This is a genomic window from Paraburkholderia yinzeri, from assembly GCF_046581065.1.
In the GTDB taxonomy this organism is placed as follows: domain Bacteria; phylum Pseudomonadota; class Gammaproteobacteria; order Burkholderiales; family Burkholderiaceae; genus Paraburkholderia.
Map to the genome: position 1 here is coordinate 1,324,143 of NZ_JBFOCJ010000002.1, position 14,447 is coordinate 1,338,589.

Consider the following 14,447-nt stretch of genomic DNA (forward strand, 5'->3'; position numbering starts at 1 on the left):
GACCCACGCCGGCGCAAAACGACGCCGGGGACGAATGATACACGGCATTGCGGCACACGGACGCAAAGTTCGAGTCGCCCGTGTGGACGGCACGGCGACATGCCGTGCATGACGAGACTCGCGGCAGGCGCGCCGTGCTGTGGGTGGTGAGATTTTACGGGAAGACCTGCGGGCCGTGGAGTGCGCCAGACGATAGCGCGATCGCCGGCACCTGGGGTCGAGGATGCCGCGACAGCGCGCGGCTCCAGCGTGCTACGGCGCCCAGGGTGAGCGCCGCGGGAATGCCGTGCGGGGTGAGCCTTTACGGGAGACCCGGCGCGGCGAGAGATAACAACAGCGTGAAAGAAGCTGCGGAACCCGGCGGCGCTTATTCCGCGATGAGGAACCGGTCGCGGTTCTTGCCGGCCAGCCATCCCGGCGCCCGACCGCGGCCGCTCCACGTTTCGCCCGTTTTCGGATTCATATAGCGGGCCGGCAGGGACTTTTTCTTCGGCGTGGCCCCGCGGCTGGAAAAGCCGAGTTCTTCCGGCGTGATCTCGTACTCGGCGATCATCGCCTTGATGTCGGCAATCGCCTGCGCAACTTCTTTTTCGCGGGCCGCGGCCACTTCCTTGTGAAGCTTTTCCAGTTGGGCGGTCAATTGCTTGTAGCTCGGCATAAAAAATAGTCTCCGGTTCAGTCGACAACCGTATTGTGACTGTTTTGGAGCCAGAGCGTGGCAAATTGCGTAATTTTTTTGAAAAACCCGCGCGACTTGCGCTATCGGGTGGTCTCCCCGCGCTCGCTTTCGCGTACACGATCCTCGAGTGCGCAGAGCGCTTCGTTTAGCCGCTTCACGCGCTGCGCCTGCGCCGGTACAAGATTCGCACTCGATACCATTTCAACGCGCCCGCGCCAATAAGAAAGCGGAATGCGATCTGCGCCGGAAAGTCTCGAAACAATACGTTCGAGATGCTCTATATCCTTTTCAAGTTGATGGTGATTCACTGCTGCCCCCGGTAATAACGACCTCTATTCAGAACGATCCATCGCCCGCATTGACGCAATTTCTGCTTTACCGCCCTCTTGCCGCAATAACCCGAATATCCCTTTCCCTCATTCTTTTGATAATGTCGGGCACGACAGGCAGAATTTTCACGACGTCCAAGGATAAGATTCAATCCGCCGATGTTCCGTTGCCTGCCGAACAGAAGCCTTGTGCCGCCTCCTTCACCCTGATGCCGTATTTGCTTCAAACCGGACCGAAGATTAACGGCGGCCATAACGCCTGTATATTCCTCATTTGTGGAAAAAATATGCACGGCGCATTTCCCGGCAGGGTGCCCGGTGTCCGCCTTGAGTAATGAGAAAGCCGTGGAACCCGACGAATCACAATATGACGGCCTGCTGCACGCCATTTACGAAGCAATCGATCATCCCGGCGCGTGGAAAGATTTTTGCGCGCGACTGCTGAAATCGACCGGCGCCGCATCGGTTCACATTTGCGCGTTCAACCGCCAGATGAAACTCTTTTCTTATGGCTCGGGATTTAACATTTCACAAATCGAGCCGTTGGAGCTGATCCCGCCGCTTTATCACGAGGACACCCGGCTGGAATGGCTGCGAACGTTTCCCGGCGCCCGATGGTTGCATTTCAGCGACACCGCAGCCACGCGACACACAGCCGGGCAGCCCGTGTTCGAGCCGCCGACACTGGCGGCCGGCCATCGTCAGGTGTCGATATGCAAGCTAATCGACAGCGACGCGCTGACCATCATGGTCGCCTGCCGGCGCGACGAGATACAGGGTCCGCTGCCGGCGAACGCGCGGGCCCTCCTCGAGCGGCTCACCGTGCATCTCACGCGCGTCGCGCGCCTCTGCGCGCAACGTTACGTGCTGAATGCCTCCGAACTCGCGCACCGCGCAACGCCGCCCGCGATGCTCGTGAACGCGAACGGCGAAGTCCTGCACAGCAACGAGCCCGCCTTGCGGCTATTGCGCGCGACCTCGCTCGTGAGCATGCGCTCGCGCCAACTGACGCTCGCGGCGCCCCATCAGGCGCGGCTGCAGGAGGACATCGCGATCAGCGAGGCGCGGCTGCGCGCTCGCGGCAGTGGCGCGCTGGCCGCAGCGGCGCGGTTTCGCGCGATCCGGATTGTTGCCGACGAGGCGGACGAGCGCGAAGAGCGTAGCGGGCTCCCGCTCGCGCCACCGGTGGCGAGCAGTCCCGAGGTGCTCTATGTGTTCTACAACGTGCTGACGGCCGGCGATGCCTGCGCCGCCGAGCCCGACGCCATTGCGGCGCTAACGTTCTATCACCCGCGCTCCGCGCCGCCCGTGGACCAGCAGGTGCTCGCGGCCGCCTTCGACCTCACGCCCGCCGAATGCCGCATCGCGCACCTGCTCGTGGAGGGTCTTACACAGAAGGAAATCGCGGCGCGCGTAGGCGTGCAGCACGACACGGTGCGCAAGCAGTTGCAGTCGGTATTCCAGAAGACCGCGACACGGCGCCAGCCGGACCTGCTGCGCCTGCTGCTGCATCTGCCGGCGCGGTCCGCGGAAAAAGGCTAGGGCCTTCGCACAACTTCATGCCACCCCGCGCCATCTCGCGTTACTTCGCGTTGCAGGCGAAGACGAGGTTGTAATTAGTGCCGTCGCTGGACGTATTGACGGTGTCGTAAGTACCGCCGCAACGCGCGCGGGCCTGCTGGGCACACGAATCGCGGTCGCCGGCGGCCGGACATTGCACCTGGATGGTCGGGCGGCCGTCCGAGAGGAACAGCGGCGGGCTGCTGCTGCACGCGGACAGTGCGGCGAGGACCACACAGGCGGTCGCCACGAAAGGCAGCCTGCGCATATCGGATAACAACGACGAACCTGGATGTTTCATGGTGAACCCCGATGGGCCTTCTGGTTTTTTCGACGATGGGATTGTGCCATGCCGCGAGAGCGCTGCGCGGGATACGGGGCGGATCGTCGAAGCGGATCAGGACCCTGGTCAATCGGGCCGCGCGAGCGTCCGGTAGGGGGGCGCGCCGCGCGGGTCGGCGGTGACGTGCACGAATACCTGCTCGACGTCGGGAATCGCTTCGAGGCGCCGCTGCAACGCGTCCCGGTCGAACGCGGCAGGCACGCAACCCTCCGCGTAGACGAAGCGCCGTTGCACCGTGATCCAGAGGCTCGTGCCGGTCAGCAAGACATCGCCCTGGAATTGCTGCCGGACGGCAGCGGCAATGTCGGCATCGTAGAGATAGGCGTTCGGCTTCGAGCACTGGTGGGCCAGCCAGCAACTCGTGCCGCGTTCGACGCGGTAATGAGCGTCGTCCTGAGCTTCGGCCTGCGTCATCAGCGGGCCGAGCGGCAGCGGGCAAGCGCTTACCCCATTCGAAAGCGCAAAGAACGGGTCGTTGTACCAGTTCTTGCGCGCAGCCTGCGGGTCCGGTGCGGTCTGTGCCTGGTCCTGCGCCTGCGCGGCAAGACCGATGGCGAGACAGACGAGAAGTGCGGCGGCCCGCGCCCCATGTGCGAACCGCCCGCCGCGCGAACCGTATGACGTTGCGAACCGGTTCATCGCCGCCTCCTTGGTCGCCGGCGCCTGCGCGCCGCTCAAGCCCCCAGGATAGGCCGCTACGGTCTCCAAAGCAAATCGTTCAGACAACCTGCGTCCGGGCGGTCAAATGCCCAATCCCTGCGCGAGTTCGGTATCGCTGAGCGCGATACCGTGGCGATGCTGCGCGATGTCGCGAACCGTCTCGATTTCCTGCTGCGTGCGTGCCGAATCCCAGCCGAGCGCATCCGCAGCGATCGCGGCCGTTTCGGCCAGTACGGAACCGGTCAGTTGGCCGGCGAGCGCGATCGTCGTGCGACGGAAGAGCAGATCCGCAAGATGCGCGACCATTTCGTATCGACACAGGTAGCGAATCTCCCGCACGGTGTAACCGGGCGCGCCGGTGAGCAGCTTGTCGTCGGACCCATCGTGCTTGCGCGAGCAAAATGCGGCAATTTCGGCTGCGGTCGAGCCGTAGCGCGACAGCAGCGTTTCGGCGCGCCCGGCCGAAATTCCGCAACGCGCGGCAAGTGCTGCGATCCAGTCGGCCCGCTCCGCTGCCGTGCGTGGAAAGCCGCGTCCCCCGCCAATCGCCTCCGCGTGGGTGCTGACGCGGCGAGACCGACCGAGGCGCCGGAGCGTGTCGTCGGCGACCGATTCGGCAAATCCCCGGAAGGTCGTCCATTTCCCGCCGACCAGCGAGAGCACGGGAATGCGCGTTTCGGGCAGGTGATCGACATGTACCACATGATCGCGGCTGACCTCGCCGGGGTCCGCCGCTTCGGACCAGGGCAACGGCCGCACGCCGCTGTAGCGGAACACGATGTTCGAAGCGGTCAGCGCGCAGCCGGGAAACACGGTCCTGAGCACGCCGAGCATGTACTCGGCCTCGCTGTCCTCGCAGCGCACCTGGTCGGGATCCTCCACGCGCAGATCGGTCGACCCCACGAGAAGCTTTCCCATGAAGGGATAGACAAGGCAGATCCGGCCGTCCTTCGAACCGAAATAGACCATGCGGCCGCGCAATTGCGCATGAAGTTCGGGCTGGTCCACGATCAGATGAGAGCCCTTGGTCCCGCCTATGTACCTGCGCTGAATGCCGAGCGACCGGTTCACGCTGTCGATCCAGGCGCCGCCGGCATTGATGACGACGTCCGGCATGACGGGAAAGCGCCGGTCCGAGACGAGATCGCGTAACCAGACCGTCTCCCCCTTCACCTGGTCGACCGTCACGTAATTCGCCGCGAGCGCGCCGTCGCCGGCGGTCATGCCGTCAGCGACGAGTTCGTAGTTGAGACGTTCGGCCTGGGTCACCTGGGCGTCGAAATAGGTGGCGGTGGCCTTGATGGTGGGATCGAGCGAGGGCAGCTCCCGCAGGGAACGCGCTCTCAGCGCGAGCCGGTGCCGCGGCATGCTGCGCTCGTGACGTCCGAGGAAATCGTAGAGGGTCAGGCCGAGCTTCGAAATGATCGCTCCGCGGTCGGCCAGCTTCGTCTGCATACCGAAGAATCGCAGCACGGAAGGGACGATGCCGCCAAAGAACGAATGGATCGGCAGCACGGTCTCCAGAGGCAGCACGAAGTGCGGCGCATTCCTTAGCAGCCGGTTGCGCTCCCGCGTGGATTCGGCAACGAGCCGCCATTCCCCTGTCTCGAGATACTTCAGGCCGCCGTGAATCAGCCGCGAGGGGGCCGAACTCGCGCCGGAGGCAAAGTCCCCCTTGTCGATCAGCAGACAATCGACCTGCTGCAACGACAAGTCGCGGAACACACCAGCGCCGTTGATGCCGCCGCCGACGATCAGCACGCCGACACGCGGTTGCCGTGCCAGCCTCTCCAGAGCGGATTCGCGCGTTCGCTGCATCATCGGCCGTCTCGCGAACCGTGCGCCACGGCGGCCCGGTCGAGCGCCGGCCATGACGGGCGCGTGCCTGAAATAAGCTGCATGTAGAGGTCGTACGCTTCGCTGAACTGGTTGTGACGGTCCCGATCCGGTTCGTGCGTCCGCCGGACCCGGCAGGCTTGCGCGCATGCCTGCGGCAAGGACGCATACACCCCCGTACTCACGCCCGCACAAAGCGCTGCGCCGAGCGCGCTGGCTTCCTGGCTTTCGGGAATATCGATCCGTATCCCCAGAATGTCGGCGAACAGTTGCGCGAGCATGGGGCTTGACGACCCGCCTCCCGTCAGGCCCGCCCGCTGCGCGGCAAAGGCGCTGGTCAGCGCTTCGACGTGGTAGCGGTGATTGAAAACGGTGCCTTCGAGCACGGCCCGCGCCAGATGGGCGCGACGATGCCAGCTTCGGATTCCGAAGAATGACGCGCTTGCGGACTCCTCGAACGGCGATCCGAACAGGAACGGATGAAACATGACGGAACTCGGTTCAGCAAATGCGGCCTGCAATTCGTCCTCTATCAAGTCGAACAGCGAGCCCCCCCGTTGCGCCGCCTGTTGCGCTTCGAGCGCGAAGCACTCCCGCAGAAACCAGTCGACATTGCTCGACGAGGCCGGAGAAATCGACATGTTCATCCACTGGCCGTCACGCGTGCCGTTGCGGCACGACCAGCGCGGATCCCATTGCGGACGATCGGAAAGGATCTCGTTGATGCTGAACGTCCCCGCCGTAATCGAGACGGTGCCCGGCTCCGTAATGCCCATTCCCACGGCACTCGACGTGACGTCGTGCAATCCGCACGCGACCGGCGTGCCCTCTTTCAGCCCGGTCTGCCGCGCGGCCTGCGCGGTGACGCGTCCTGCCGGCGCGGCGGACGGCACGATTTCCGGCAGCGCGCGGCCGAGGGGCGCCATACCGTAAAGCTCGAGGACCGCATTACCGTAGCGTTGCGTGCGGACCTCGGTGAAGGAGGAACTGGCTTCGGTGGGATCGGTCGCCGGCACGCCGGTCAGACAGAAACGCAGCCAGTCCTTGCAAAAGAACACATGCCCGATTCGCGCATACCGCTGCGGCTCGTTGAGCTCGATCCATTTGAGCAGGCTGACGGCGGCATACGGATAGGGACGCTGCCCGGTGAGTTCCAGCGCCTGTTGCAGCACGCCGGTGTCGCGCCATTGATCGCGGACCTCCGAGGCCCGGCTGTCGAGCGACAGGATTCCGGCGCCGAGCGGCGCCCCTTCGCGGTCGACGAGGTAAAGCCCGTCGCCGTGCCCCGTCACTCCGACAGCCGCAATGGCGTCCGCTGGAATCTTGCAGGATTCGAGCGCATCGCGAATCGCCGCGCCCGCCGCCGCCCAGGTCTCGTTCATGTCCCGCTCGACGTGGCGAGGACGCGGCTGCCGCTGCTCCACACGCCGCGACCCCACCGCCACGGTACGGCCCGCGGTGTCGAAGATAACGGCCTTGGTGGCGGTCGACCCGCTATCGAGGCCGAGCAGATACGTCTCCATCGTGTCTCCGGTACGCCCGTTCGGCAGCTGCGATCGGCTCCGTCACGACAAGGAGCCCCAACCGCCCACGCCTATCGGCGGTCTATCGGCGGTATTTCGAATCGACCGCGTTGATCGCCGTCACGTTGCCCGCGCTTCGGCCGTTCTCGTCGAAGGTCTGCGCGAGAAAGGCATCGGCAATGGCCTTGGCCACTTCGGGCCCGATCACGCGCGAGCCCATGGTGATGATCTGCGCGTTGTTCGAGAGCGCCGCGCGTTCCGCGGAATAGGTGTCGTGGCACAACGCCGCGCGAATCCCGCGCACCTTGTTGGCGGAAATACAAACGCCTATTCCCGTGCCGCAGATCAGGATAGCCCGGTCGTAAGCGCCGCGCACCACGTCCGACGCCACGCGGTCGGACAGATCCGCATAGAACTCCTGATTACCCTGGTCGTTTTCCGATACCTCGGAAACGTCGAACCGATCCTTGAGATATTCCGCCAGCACATGGGCGAGCCCGGCCCCCGCGCTGTCTCCGGCAATTGCAAGCTTCACGATGATCTCCTTCAGTTTTGGATGGCAACCGCGCGGCGACCTCAGAGCACCGCCCTGACCCGCGCGACAATATCCCGGTACCCGGCCACATCCCAGGCCGAGCGCCCGATGAACAATCCGTCGATATGCGCGCAGGCGGCCAGCCCGGCGCAGTTGTCCGGGTTGACCGAGCCGCCGTAAAGGCATGGCACGCGCCGGCCGAGCATGTCGTGCGCTGCCGCGATGATCTCGGCCTGGCGAGCGTCGGCATAGGCGGCGCTGGCCGGCACGCCGTGCTCGCCGATGGCCCAGACCGGCTCGTAGGCAAGCAGCAGCGGCGCCGCGCGAGAGTCGGCGCTCAATCGCGCCAACGCGCCGCGCACCTGGGCAGCCAGCACTTCAGTGGCGGCCCCGCTGTCGCGATCGGCCAGGGTTTCGCCGATGCAGATCAGCGGAGTCAGCCCGTGCCGCACCGCGGCTTCCACCTTGAGCCCAACCGTGTCGTCGGTCTCGCCGAAATGCTCGCGCCGCTCGGAGTGGCCGAGCTCGACCAGGTCCATGGCGCAATCCACCAGCATCGGCGCCGAAATCTCGCCGGTCCAGGCACCGCGATCGGCCCAGTGCATGTTCTGCGCGCCGACCTTCACGCTGGTCGGCGCGAGGATCGCCTTGACTTCGCGGATGGCGGTAAACGGCGGAATCACGAAGCGCTGCACGCGCGCGTCGGGGGTATCGTCGAGCAAGCCCTGAGCAAAGGCGCGCGCCTCGGCCAGGGTCTTGTTCATTTTCCAACTGGTGCCAATCCAGAAAGGGAAGTGGGTCATGATGAGGTCGTCAATCGGATGCGCAAACTCGTGCCGCTGCAAATCGGGCAGGGAGAGCGAGCCGGGTCGCCCCGGCGTCTCCCCGCCGTCACATCACTTCGCCAGGGTGAACGGCGCGATGAACTTACCCGCATTGGCCTTGGTGATAAGGATGCAGTCGAACAACTGCTTTTCGGCGCTCACGCCCGTCTTGCCCGTCTTCAGGAACTGGTCGGCCTCCTGCACGGCCTTGGCGGCAAACGTGGCGACCGGCTGCAGCACCGTGTACTGCAACTCGCCGGCCTTCACCGCGGCAACCGCGGCCGGCGAGCCGTCGAACCCGCCCACCTTCACCTGCGAGAGCTTGCCGGCCTGCTTGAGCGCGGCAATGGCGCCCAGCGCCATCTCGTCGTTGCCGCTGATCACGCCCATGACGTCGGGGTGCGCCTGCAGCAGGCTCTGCGTCGCGTTAAAGCCCTGGGTGCGATCCCAGTTGGCGACCTGCGATCCGACTTCCTTCAGGTCCGGATACTGGCTGAGCACCGAGCGGTAGCCGTTGGAACGCGTGGCCGCGTTGTTGTCGGACGGCGCGCCCAGCAGCTCCACATAGTTGCCCTTCGAACCAACGTCCTTCACCCACTGCTGGGCGCCCAGTGCCGCACCTTGCGCGTTGTTCGAAACGAGCTGCGCCTTGGCGATGCCCTCCTGGTTGATCTCGGCATTGACGAGGAAGACGGGGATATTGGCGGCGACGGCCTTCTTGACCGCGCCAATGGACCCGCTGGCATTCGCCGGATCGAGAATGATCGCAACCGACTTGTTGGTGATCGCGGTGTCGATCAACTGGCTCTCGGTATTGGTGTCGCCTTTCGACGCCGCGACGTTCGCGGTATAGCCGAGCTTTTGTGCCTCGGCCGCGGCGACCTTGCCTTCGGTCAGCCAGTAGGGGTTCGCGGGATCGTTGACGATGATGGTCATGAGCCCGTGGTTCTGCGCCTGGGCCTGCCCCGCAAACAGGGGCATGGCGACGGCGAGCGCAAGGAGCATCAAGGTATGTCTTTTGGTAATCATGGTAGTCGGTCTCTTTGTTCGGTTAGTGATGGCGTCTGGGTCTGACATGCTTCCCGCAAGCCGGCGGCGCAGTTCGAGCCTTGCCGACGCCCTACGCGGAAGTGGGTTGGCTGCCGGTCGGCGCGGGGCGCTTGACGCGGCGGCGATACTGAATGGCATTGAGCAGCACCGCGAGCACGATGACGGCCCCGGTGAAAACGGTCTGCCAATACGAGGAAATGCCGATGATGACGAGGCCATCGGAAAGAAAGCCGATCACGAAGGCCCCGAGCAGGGTGCCGCGAATATTGCCGGTGCCGCCCGTCAGCCGCGCACCGCCGATGACCACGGCGGCGATGGCCGTCAGTTCATAGGTTGTGCCAGCCGTCGGACCGGCGGAAGTGAGCTGCGACGACAGGATCAAGCCGGCGATGGCCGCGCAAACGCCCGAGAGCATGTAAACGCTGATCTGCACTTTCTTCACCGGCACACCGGAAAGCTCGGCGGCGCGCTCGTTGCCGCCCGAAGCGTAGAGCCAGCGGCCGAACGGCGTGCGGCTCAAGAGGATGCCGCCGAGCAGCGCGATGACCACCAGAATCAGCACGCCAACGGGAATGTTGAACAGGCGATCGAAGCCGAGCCAGTTGAATCCCGTGTTGCCCAGGTCCGCACGGCCGCCGAGATTGTTGTAGGTCAGGCCGTTGGTCATCAGGAGTGCCAGGCCACGCACGACGTACATCACCCCGAGCGTGGCGACGAAAGCCGGCACCTTGAACCGCGCGATGAGCACACCGTTGACGAGGCCGATGAATGCGCCGAGCAGGCAGCACAGCACCACGACCACCCAGACCGCCGGGTACAGCACAGCGCCGAACAGGTTCAGCGTCACGCCCTGCATGAGGAATCCGGCCACCACGCCGGACAAGCCGAGCGTCGAACCCACCGACAGATCGATGCCGCCGTTGATGATCACGAGCAGCATGCCGATCGCGAGAATGCCGTAGATGGCCACGTGCGAGGCCATCGTCAGGAAGTTCTCGAGCGAGAAATAGTTCGGCGAAAGCGACGAGAAGAGGACGACGATCGCGATCAGCGCGAAGAAGGCTCGTCCCTCCAGCAGCATCTTGCCGATATCGAATCCGGAGCCGAAGCGGCTCGCGTGGGTCGTTGAATGGGAAGGCTTGGCGGCGTCGTTCACGTTCAAATCTCCATACATCTCGACGATCAGATCGCCACGGCTTCGCCGGAGGCGGCCATGATCTGGTCTTTGGTGGCATCGGTGCCGAACTCCGCGGAAATCCGGCCCCGCCGCATGACGACAATGCGATGCGCGATGCTCAGGCATTCGGCAACTTCCGATGTGGAAAACAGCACGGCAAGGCCCTGCGCGGCGCTCTCGGCAAGCAGGCGAAAGACTTCGGCCTTCGCGCCGATATCGATGCCGCGGCTGGGCTCGTCGAGCAAAATGACTTTGGGCCGCGTGGCCAGCATCTTCCCGATCACGACCTTTTGCTGATTGCCGCCCGACAAGGAGCCGATCACCGCCCCCGGTCCCGAGGTCTTGACGCGCACGTTGCGAATCGACTGGCCGACGAGTTCGTGCTCGCGGAAAGAGGAAAGCAACAGCCCCCGTACGAAGCTGCGGATGCTCGCGAGCGAAAGATTGGTGCCAACGGTCATGGTCTGGACAAGACCGTCGCGCTGACGATCCTCCGGCACCAGCACGAGGCCCCGGGCAATGCGCCCGGCGATGCTCAGCGAGGCAAGGTCCTCGCCTTCGAGCAGGACCTTGCCGCCGGTGGTCGGATGGCGGCCGGCGACGGCTTCGAGCAATTCCGTGCGCCCCGCCCCCATCAGTCCGTAAATGCAGACGATCTCGCCCGCGCGCACCCGCAGCGACAGGTGATCGACTACGGAGATGCCGGCTCCGGACGGGTCGGCAACGCTCACGTCTTCGATCGCGAGCGCGACCTCGCCAAACGCATAGCCCGTGGGCGGCGAGCCGAGATCGAAGTTCTCGCCCACCATGTTGCGCACGATCCAGCCCAGATCGATCTCGCTCGCTTCGGCCGTCGCGGTAATCCTGCCGTCGCGCAGCACCACGGCGTAGTCGGTGATCTGCAGCGCCTCTTCGAGGTGATGCGAGATGTAGACGATCGACACGCCGCGGCTCGTCAGGTCGCGGATCACCTTGAACAGCACTTCCACCTCGGAAGCGCTCAGCGCCGAAGTCGGCTCGTCCATGATGAGGATGCGCGAGTCGATCGAAAGCGCCCGGGCAATTTCGACCACCTGCTGCTGGCCCAGCCGCAGGTCCTGAACGAGGGTCAGCGGGTCGATCTGCTCCTCGTCGAGGGAAACCATGAGATCCCTCGTTTGCCGCGCTTCCTCGGCAAAATTGACGCCCATGGCGGCGCGCAGTTCGCGGCCCATGAAGATGTTGTCGCGCACGCTCAGATTGGGCGCGAGGCTCAGCTCCTGGTGGATGATCGAGATGCCGTGGTCGCGCGCGTCGTTCGCCGACGAAAAGGCGATGCGTTCTCCGTCGAGTTCGATATGCCCCGACGTCGGCGTCTCCACGCCGGCCAGGATCTTCATCAGCGTCGATTTGCCCGCGCCGTTCTCGCCGAACAGGGTGGTCACCTTGCCGCGCCGGATGTCGAAGTTCACGCCTTTCAGCGCGTGCACGCCGCCGTACGACTTGACGATGTCGCGTGCCGACAGCACCACGTCGTCCGGAATGGATTGCAGCGGGAGCGCGCTCATCATTTCACTTCCAGCTTGACCGGCGTGACGAGCCAGCCGTTCGGATTGATCAACTGGAATACGCCGACGACCGAAACGGTCTTGCCCGTCAACTTGCTGGTGTCGACTTTCGACAGGACCTCTTTTTTCATCTCCGCGTTGATCGCGTATCCCGCGTTCTGGTAGTCGATCTGGTTCGTGAACTGCTCGAAGCTGATGGTGCCCGTAGCGTCGCGCAGATCGGTGCCGTTGATCGCCGGACCGGTCTGCACCCGGATGGTCACGGCATCGGGCAAACCCGGCACCTTGACGTAATAGACGCCGTCGTCGTCCTTGCCGGCCACGCCCGTAAAGCTGACCGACATTTCGGGGCCGATTCCGCCGCCCGCCACGCCGTACTGCTTGCCGGCCGCGTCCGCGTCGCTCGCAATGGCCGCGGCCAGCGTCGCAGCGCTGACTGCGCGCTTCTCGATCGCGGCCTGCGTTTTCGGAAACTGCGTCGCACCATAGGCCGCCGGATCGAAGGTCTTGACCTGCGTATCCGAGTCGGACCCGATCTTCACGACCTTCGTGCTCAGCGCCATCGCCGCAATCAGAATCAGCGCCAGCACGGCCGCGACCGCTGTCCAGGCGCTGCGTCTCGCGCGGCGCTTCATCGGCGGGGTGAATGTGCTCATAGTCAAGACTCCTCTATTCCTTAATGCCTGGCAGGCCGGATGAAGAAACCGGATCCGCCCGCATCGACCAGTCTTCGGCGATCACGTGGAGCACCATCGCGGCGGAGGCCGCACCCGCATCCACATGCCCGACGCTACGCAAGCCGAGACGCGACGCCCGCCCTTTGGTCGCCGTCATCGACCTCGTCGACTCCGCCCCAGCCGCCGCCGCGTCGCGCATGCGCTGCATGAGTCCGGACAGCGGCAGATCCCCGGCCATGCCCTGCTGCACCGCGGACGCAGCCGGCGCCCACACGTCCACCATCGTCTTTTCGCCCGGTTCGGCCTTGCCGCGCGCGCGGATGCCTTCGGCCATCGCCACGATCAGCGTCGGCGCTTCGGCCAGCGGCATGGCCGTGCGCGCGCCCGCGGCGCTCGCGGCCCGCATGAACGCGGTGGCATAGAGCGGCCCCGTCGAGGCGCCCACCGCATTCAGGAACCCCTTGGCCGCCGCGTTGAATTGCCCGGCGAGCGTGGCCTGCGCGGGCAACGCGTCGATCGCCGTGGACGCGGCGGCAAAACCCTGCGCCATCGCGATGCCGTGGTCCGCGTCGCCGATCGCGCCGTCGAGGCGGCATAGCTCGTCCCGTGCGGCCTCCATGGTTCCGGCCAGCTTCCGGAACAGCCGTGCGACGTCTTCGGTCGTCAGCGCGAACATTGCCCGGCCTCCGTCTGGAACATGGCGCACGCGCAGGGGTGGTCGAGCAGACCCTGCAATTCTTCGTCGAGATGCATCAAGGTGATCGACGCCCCGGCCATTTCGAGCGACGTGCACAGCGGCCCCACCAGCGTGCGATGCACGGTCAGTTCCGCCTCGGCCAGCCGTTGCGCCACGCGACGATTGAGGATGTACAGCTCCATGAGCGGCGTCGCGCCCAGCGAATTCACCAGCACCGCCACGCGATCGCCCCGCGCCGCGCCCATCTCGGCGAGGAGCGCGTCCATGATCTCGTCGACCACGGCGTCGGCCGGACGCAGCGGTTCCCGGCGCATGCCCGGCTCGCCGTGGATGCCCATGCCGACCTCCATCTCGCCCGCCGCGATCTCGAAGTTCGCGCGCCGTGTCTGCGGCAGCGAACAGGGGGCGAGCGCCACGCCCAAAGTGAAGGTCCGGTCGTTGGCGCGGCGCGCCACCCGCTCCACCTCCGCCAGCGGCATCATCAGGTCGGCCGCCGCTCCCGCCGCCTTGAAAATGAACACGTTGCCTGCCACGCCGCGCCGTTCTTGCCGCCGGTCGCGGGGCGCGGAAGCAATGTCGTCGGTCGTCAGCACCGTGCGCGCCTCGACGCCTTCCAGCCCGAGCAGTTCGGTGGCCATGTCGAAATTCATCACGTCGCCGGCATAGTTGCCGTACAGGAACAGCACGCCGGCGCCGCCGTGCGCGGCCAGCGCCGCATCGACGGCCGGCTGCGGCGGGGGCGACGCGAAGACATTGCCCACCGCCGCCGCGTCGGCCAATCCCTTGCCGACAAAGCCGAGAAACGTCGGCTCGTGTCCCGACCCGCCGCCTATCACGACCGCCACCTTGCCGGGGCGCGGTCCATGGCGCGCCACGACGGCGCGCGGCGCACGCTCGTCTCGCCGCAGCAGGTCGCCGTGCGCGGCCATCACACCGTCCAGCATCTCGTCGACAGCGGCGTCGCCGTCGTTGATCAGTTTCTGTGTCATTGCGCCGTGCATCGCAGTCAG

General features: G+C 65.3%; 15 protein-coding genes. 1 reads left to right on the top strand and 14 read right to left on the bottom strand.

Going from position 1 to position 14,447, the window contains the following annotated elements; genetic code table 11:
- Positions 1–367 precede the first annotated feature (367 nt).
- Together WJ542_RS22915 and WJ542_RS22920 are read right to left on the bottom strand one after the other, a co-directional pair.
- Positions 368–658, bottom strand: a complete 291-nt coding sequence (locus WJ542_RS22915; protein WP_411191772.1) for an H-NS histone family protein — start codon at positions 656–658, stop codon at positions 368–370.
- 101 nt (positions 659–759) lie between these two features.
- The gene (locus tag WJ542_RS22920) at positions 760–987 is read right to left on the bottom strand and encodes a hypothetical protein (RefSeq protein ID WP_411191773.1); all 228 of its coding nucleotides are present in this window, start codon (positions 985–987) and stop codon (positions 760–762) included.
- A gap of 366 nt (positions 988–1,353) precedes the next feature.
- On the opposite strand from WJ542_RS22920, the gene WJ542_RS22925 reads away from it, so the two are divergent.
- Entirely contained in the window at positions 1,354–2,550 is a 1,197-nt protein-coding gene (locus WJ542_RS22925) for a helix-turn-helix transcriptional regulator (RefSeq protein WP_411191774.1), read from the top strand.
- Between the two features lie 40 nt (positions 2,551–2,590).
- Here WJ542_RS22925 and WJ542_RS22930 read toward each other — a convergent pair whose 3' ends face one another.
- The 12 genes from WJ542_RS22930 to WJ542_RS22985 form a co-directional block, all read right to left on the bottom strand.
- Positions 2,591–2,869 (bottom strand): hypothetical protein, encoded by a 279-nt coding sequence (locus tag WJ542_RS22930; protein ID WP_411191775.1) that lies wholly within the window; start codon positions 2,867–2,869, stop codon positions 2,591–2,593.
- A gap of 108 nt (positions 2,870–2,977) precedes the next feature.
- Positions 2,978–3,550: a BON domain-containing protein gene (locus WJ542_RS22935; protein WP_411191776.1), complete on the bottom strand. Its 573-nt coding sequence runs from the start codon at positions 3,548–3,550 to the stop codon at positions 2,978–2,980.
- Between the two features lie 102 nt (positions 3,551–3,652).
- Positions 3,653–5,392 (bottom strand): glycerol-3-phosphate dehydrogenase/oxidase, encoded by a 1,740-nt coding sequence (locus WJ542_RS22940; RefSeq protein WP_411191777.1) that lies wholly within the window; start codon positions 5,390–5,392, stop codon positions 3,653–3,655.
- Positions 5,389–6,930 (bottom strand): FGGY-family carbohydrate kinase, encoded by a 1,542-nt coding sequence (locus tag WJ542_RS22945; protein WP_411191778.1) that lies wholly within the window; start codon positions 6,928–6,930, stop codon positions 5,389–5,391. Before WJ542_RS22945 ends, WJ542_RS22940 begins: the two co-directional genes overlap by 4 nt.
- Positions 6,931–7,012: 82 nt before the next feature.
- The gene (derI, locus tag WJ542_RS22950) at positions 7,013–7,465 is read right to left on the bottom strand and encodes a D-erythrulose-4-phosphate isomerase (RefSeq protein WP_027796730.1); all 453 of its coding nucleotides are present in this window, start codon (positions 7,463–7,465) and stop codon (positions 7,013–7,015) included.
- Positions 7,466–7,506: 41 nt separating this feature from the next.
- The gene (locus WJ542_RS22955; protein ID WP_411191779.1) at positions 7,507–8,268 is read right to left on the bottom strand and encodes a triose-phosphate isomerase; all 762 of its coding nucleotides are present in this window, start codon (positions 8,266–8,268) and stop codon (positions 7,507–7,509) included.
- 93 nt (positions 8,269–8,361) lie between these two features.
- Positions 8,362–9,318 carry a D-ribose ABC transporter substrate-binding protein gene (locus WJ542_RS22960; protein WP_043203241.1) on the bottom strand — a complete coding sequence of 319 codons (957 nt, stop codon included), beginning with the start codon at positions 9,316–9,318 and terminating at the stop codon, positions 8,362–8,364.
- A 91-nt stretch (positions 9,319–9,409) separates the two neighbouring features.
- Complete coding sequence (locus WJ542_RS22965; RefSeq protein ID WP_411191780.1) at positions 9,410–10,495, bottom strand: ABC transporter permease; 1,086 nt, start codon at positions 10,493–10,495, stop codon at positions 9,410–9,412.
- 26 nt (positions 10,496–10,521) lie between these two features.
- Positions 10,522–12,066 (bottom strand): sugar ABC transporter ATP-binding protein, encoded by a 1,545-nt coding sequence (locus WJ542_RS22970; RefSeq protein WP_411191781.1) that lies wholly within the window; start codon positions 12,064–12,066, stop codon positions 10,522–10,524.
- Positions 12,063–12,719, bottom strand: coding sequence for a DUF2291 family protein (locus WJ542_RS22975; protein WP_411191782.1), 657 nt, complete (start codon positions 12,717–12,719; stop codon positions 12,063–12,065). Before WJ542_RS22975 ends, WJ542_RS22970 begins: the two co-directional genes overlap by 4 nt.
- Positions 12,720–12,732: 13 nt before the next feature.
- Positions 12,733–13,416 carry a dihydroxyacetone kinase subunit DhaL gene (gene dhaL / locus WJ542_RS22980; protein WP_411191783.1) on the bottom strand — a complete coding sequence of 228 codons (684 nt, stop codon included), beginning with the start codon at positions 13,414–13,416 and terminating at the stop codon, positions 12,733–12,735.
- Positions 13,404–14,426 carry a dihydroxyacetone kinase subunit DhaK gene (locus WJ542_RS22985; RefSeq protein WP_411191784.1) on the bottom strand — a complete coding sequence of 341 codons (1,023 nt, stop codon included), beginning with the start codon at positions 14,424–14,426 and terminating at the stop codon, positions 13,404–13,406. Before WJ542_RS22985 ends, dhaL begins: the two co-directional genes overlap by 13 nt.
- Positions 14,427–14,447: the final 21 nt, after the last annotated feature.

What these genes read in the sequence shown, in the direction of transcription:
- WJ542_RS22915 (WP_411191772.1), bottom strand. Translation starts at nt 658, where the DNA reads ATGCCGAGCTACAAGCAATTGACCGCCCAACTGGAAAAGCTTCACAAG.
- WJ542_RS22930 (WP_411191775.1), bottom strand. Translation starts at nt 2,869, where the DNA reads ATGAAACATCCAGGTTCGTCGTTGTTATCCGATATGCGCAGGCTGCCT.
- WJ542_RS22935 (WP_411191776.1), bottom strand. Translation starts at nt 3,550, where the DNA reads ATGAACCGGTTCGCAACGTCATACGGTTCGCGCGGCGGGCGGTTCGCA.
- WJ542_RS22940 (WP_411191777.1), bottom strand. Translation starts at nt 5,392, where the DNA reads ATGATGCAGCGAACGCGCGAATCCGCTCTGGAGAGGCTGGCACGGCAA.
- WJ542_RS22945 (WP_411191778.1), bottom strand. Translation starts at nt 6,930, where the DNA reads ATGGAGACGTATCTGCTCGGCCTCGATAGCGGGTCGACCGCCACCAAG.
- WJ542_RS22955 (WP_411191779.1), bottom strand. Translation starts at nt 8,268, where the DNA reads ATGACCCACTTCCCTTTCTGGATTGGCACCAGTTGGAAAATGAACAAG.
- WJ542_RS22960 (WP_043203241.1), bottom strand. Translation starts at nt 9,318, where the DNA reads ATGATTACCAAAAGACATACCTTGATGCTCCTTGCGCTCGCCGTCGCC.
- WJ542_RS22970 (WP_411191781.1), bottom strand. Translation starts at nt 12,066, where the DNA reads ATGATGAGCGCGCTCCCGCTGCAATCCATTCCGGACGACGTGGTGCTG.
- WJ542_RS22975 (WP_411191782.1), bottom strand. Translation starts at nt 12,719, where the DNA reads ATGAGCACATTCACCCCGCCGATGAAGCGCCGCGCGAGACGCAGCGCC.
- dhaL (WP_411191783.1), bottom strand. Translation starts at nt 13,416, where the DNA reads ATGTTCGCGCTGACGACCGAAGACGTCGCACGGCTGTTCCGGAAGCTG.
- WJ542_RS22985 (WP_411191784.1), bottom strand. Translation starts at nt 14,426, where the DNA reads ATGACACAGAAACTGATCAACGACGGCGACGCCGCTGTCGACGAGATG.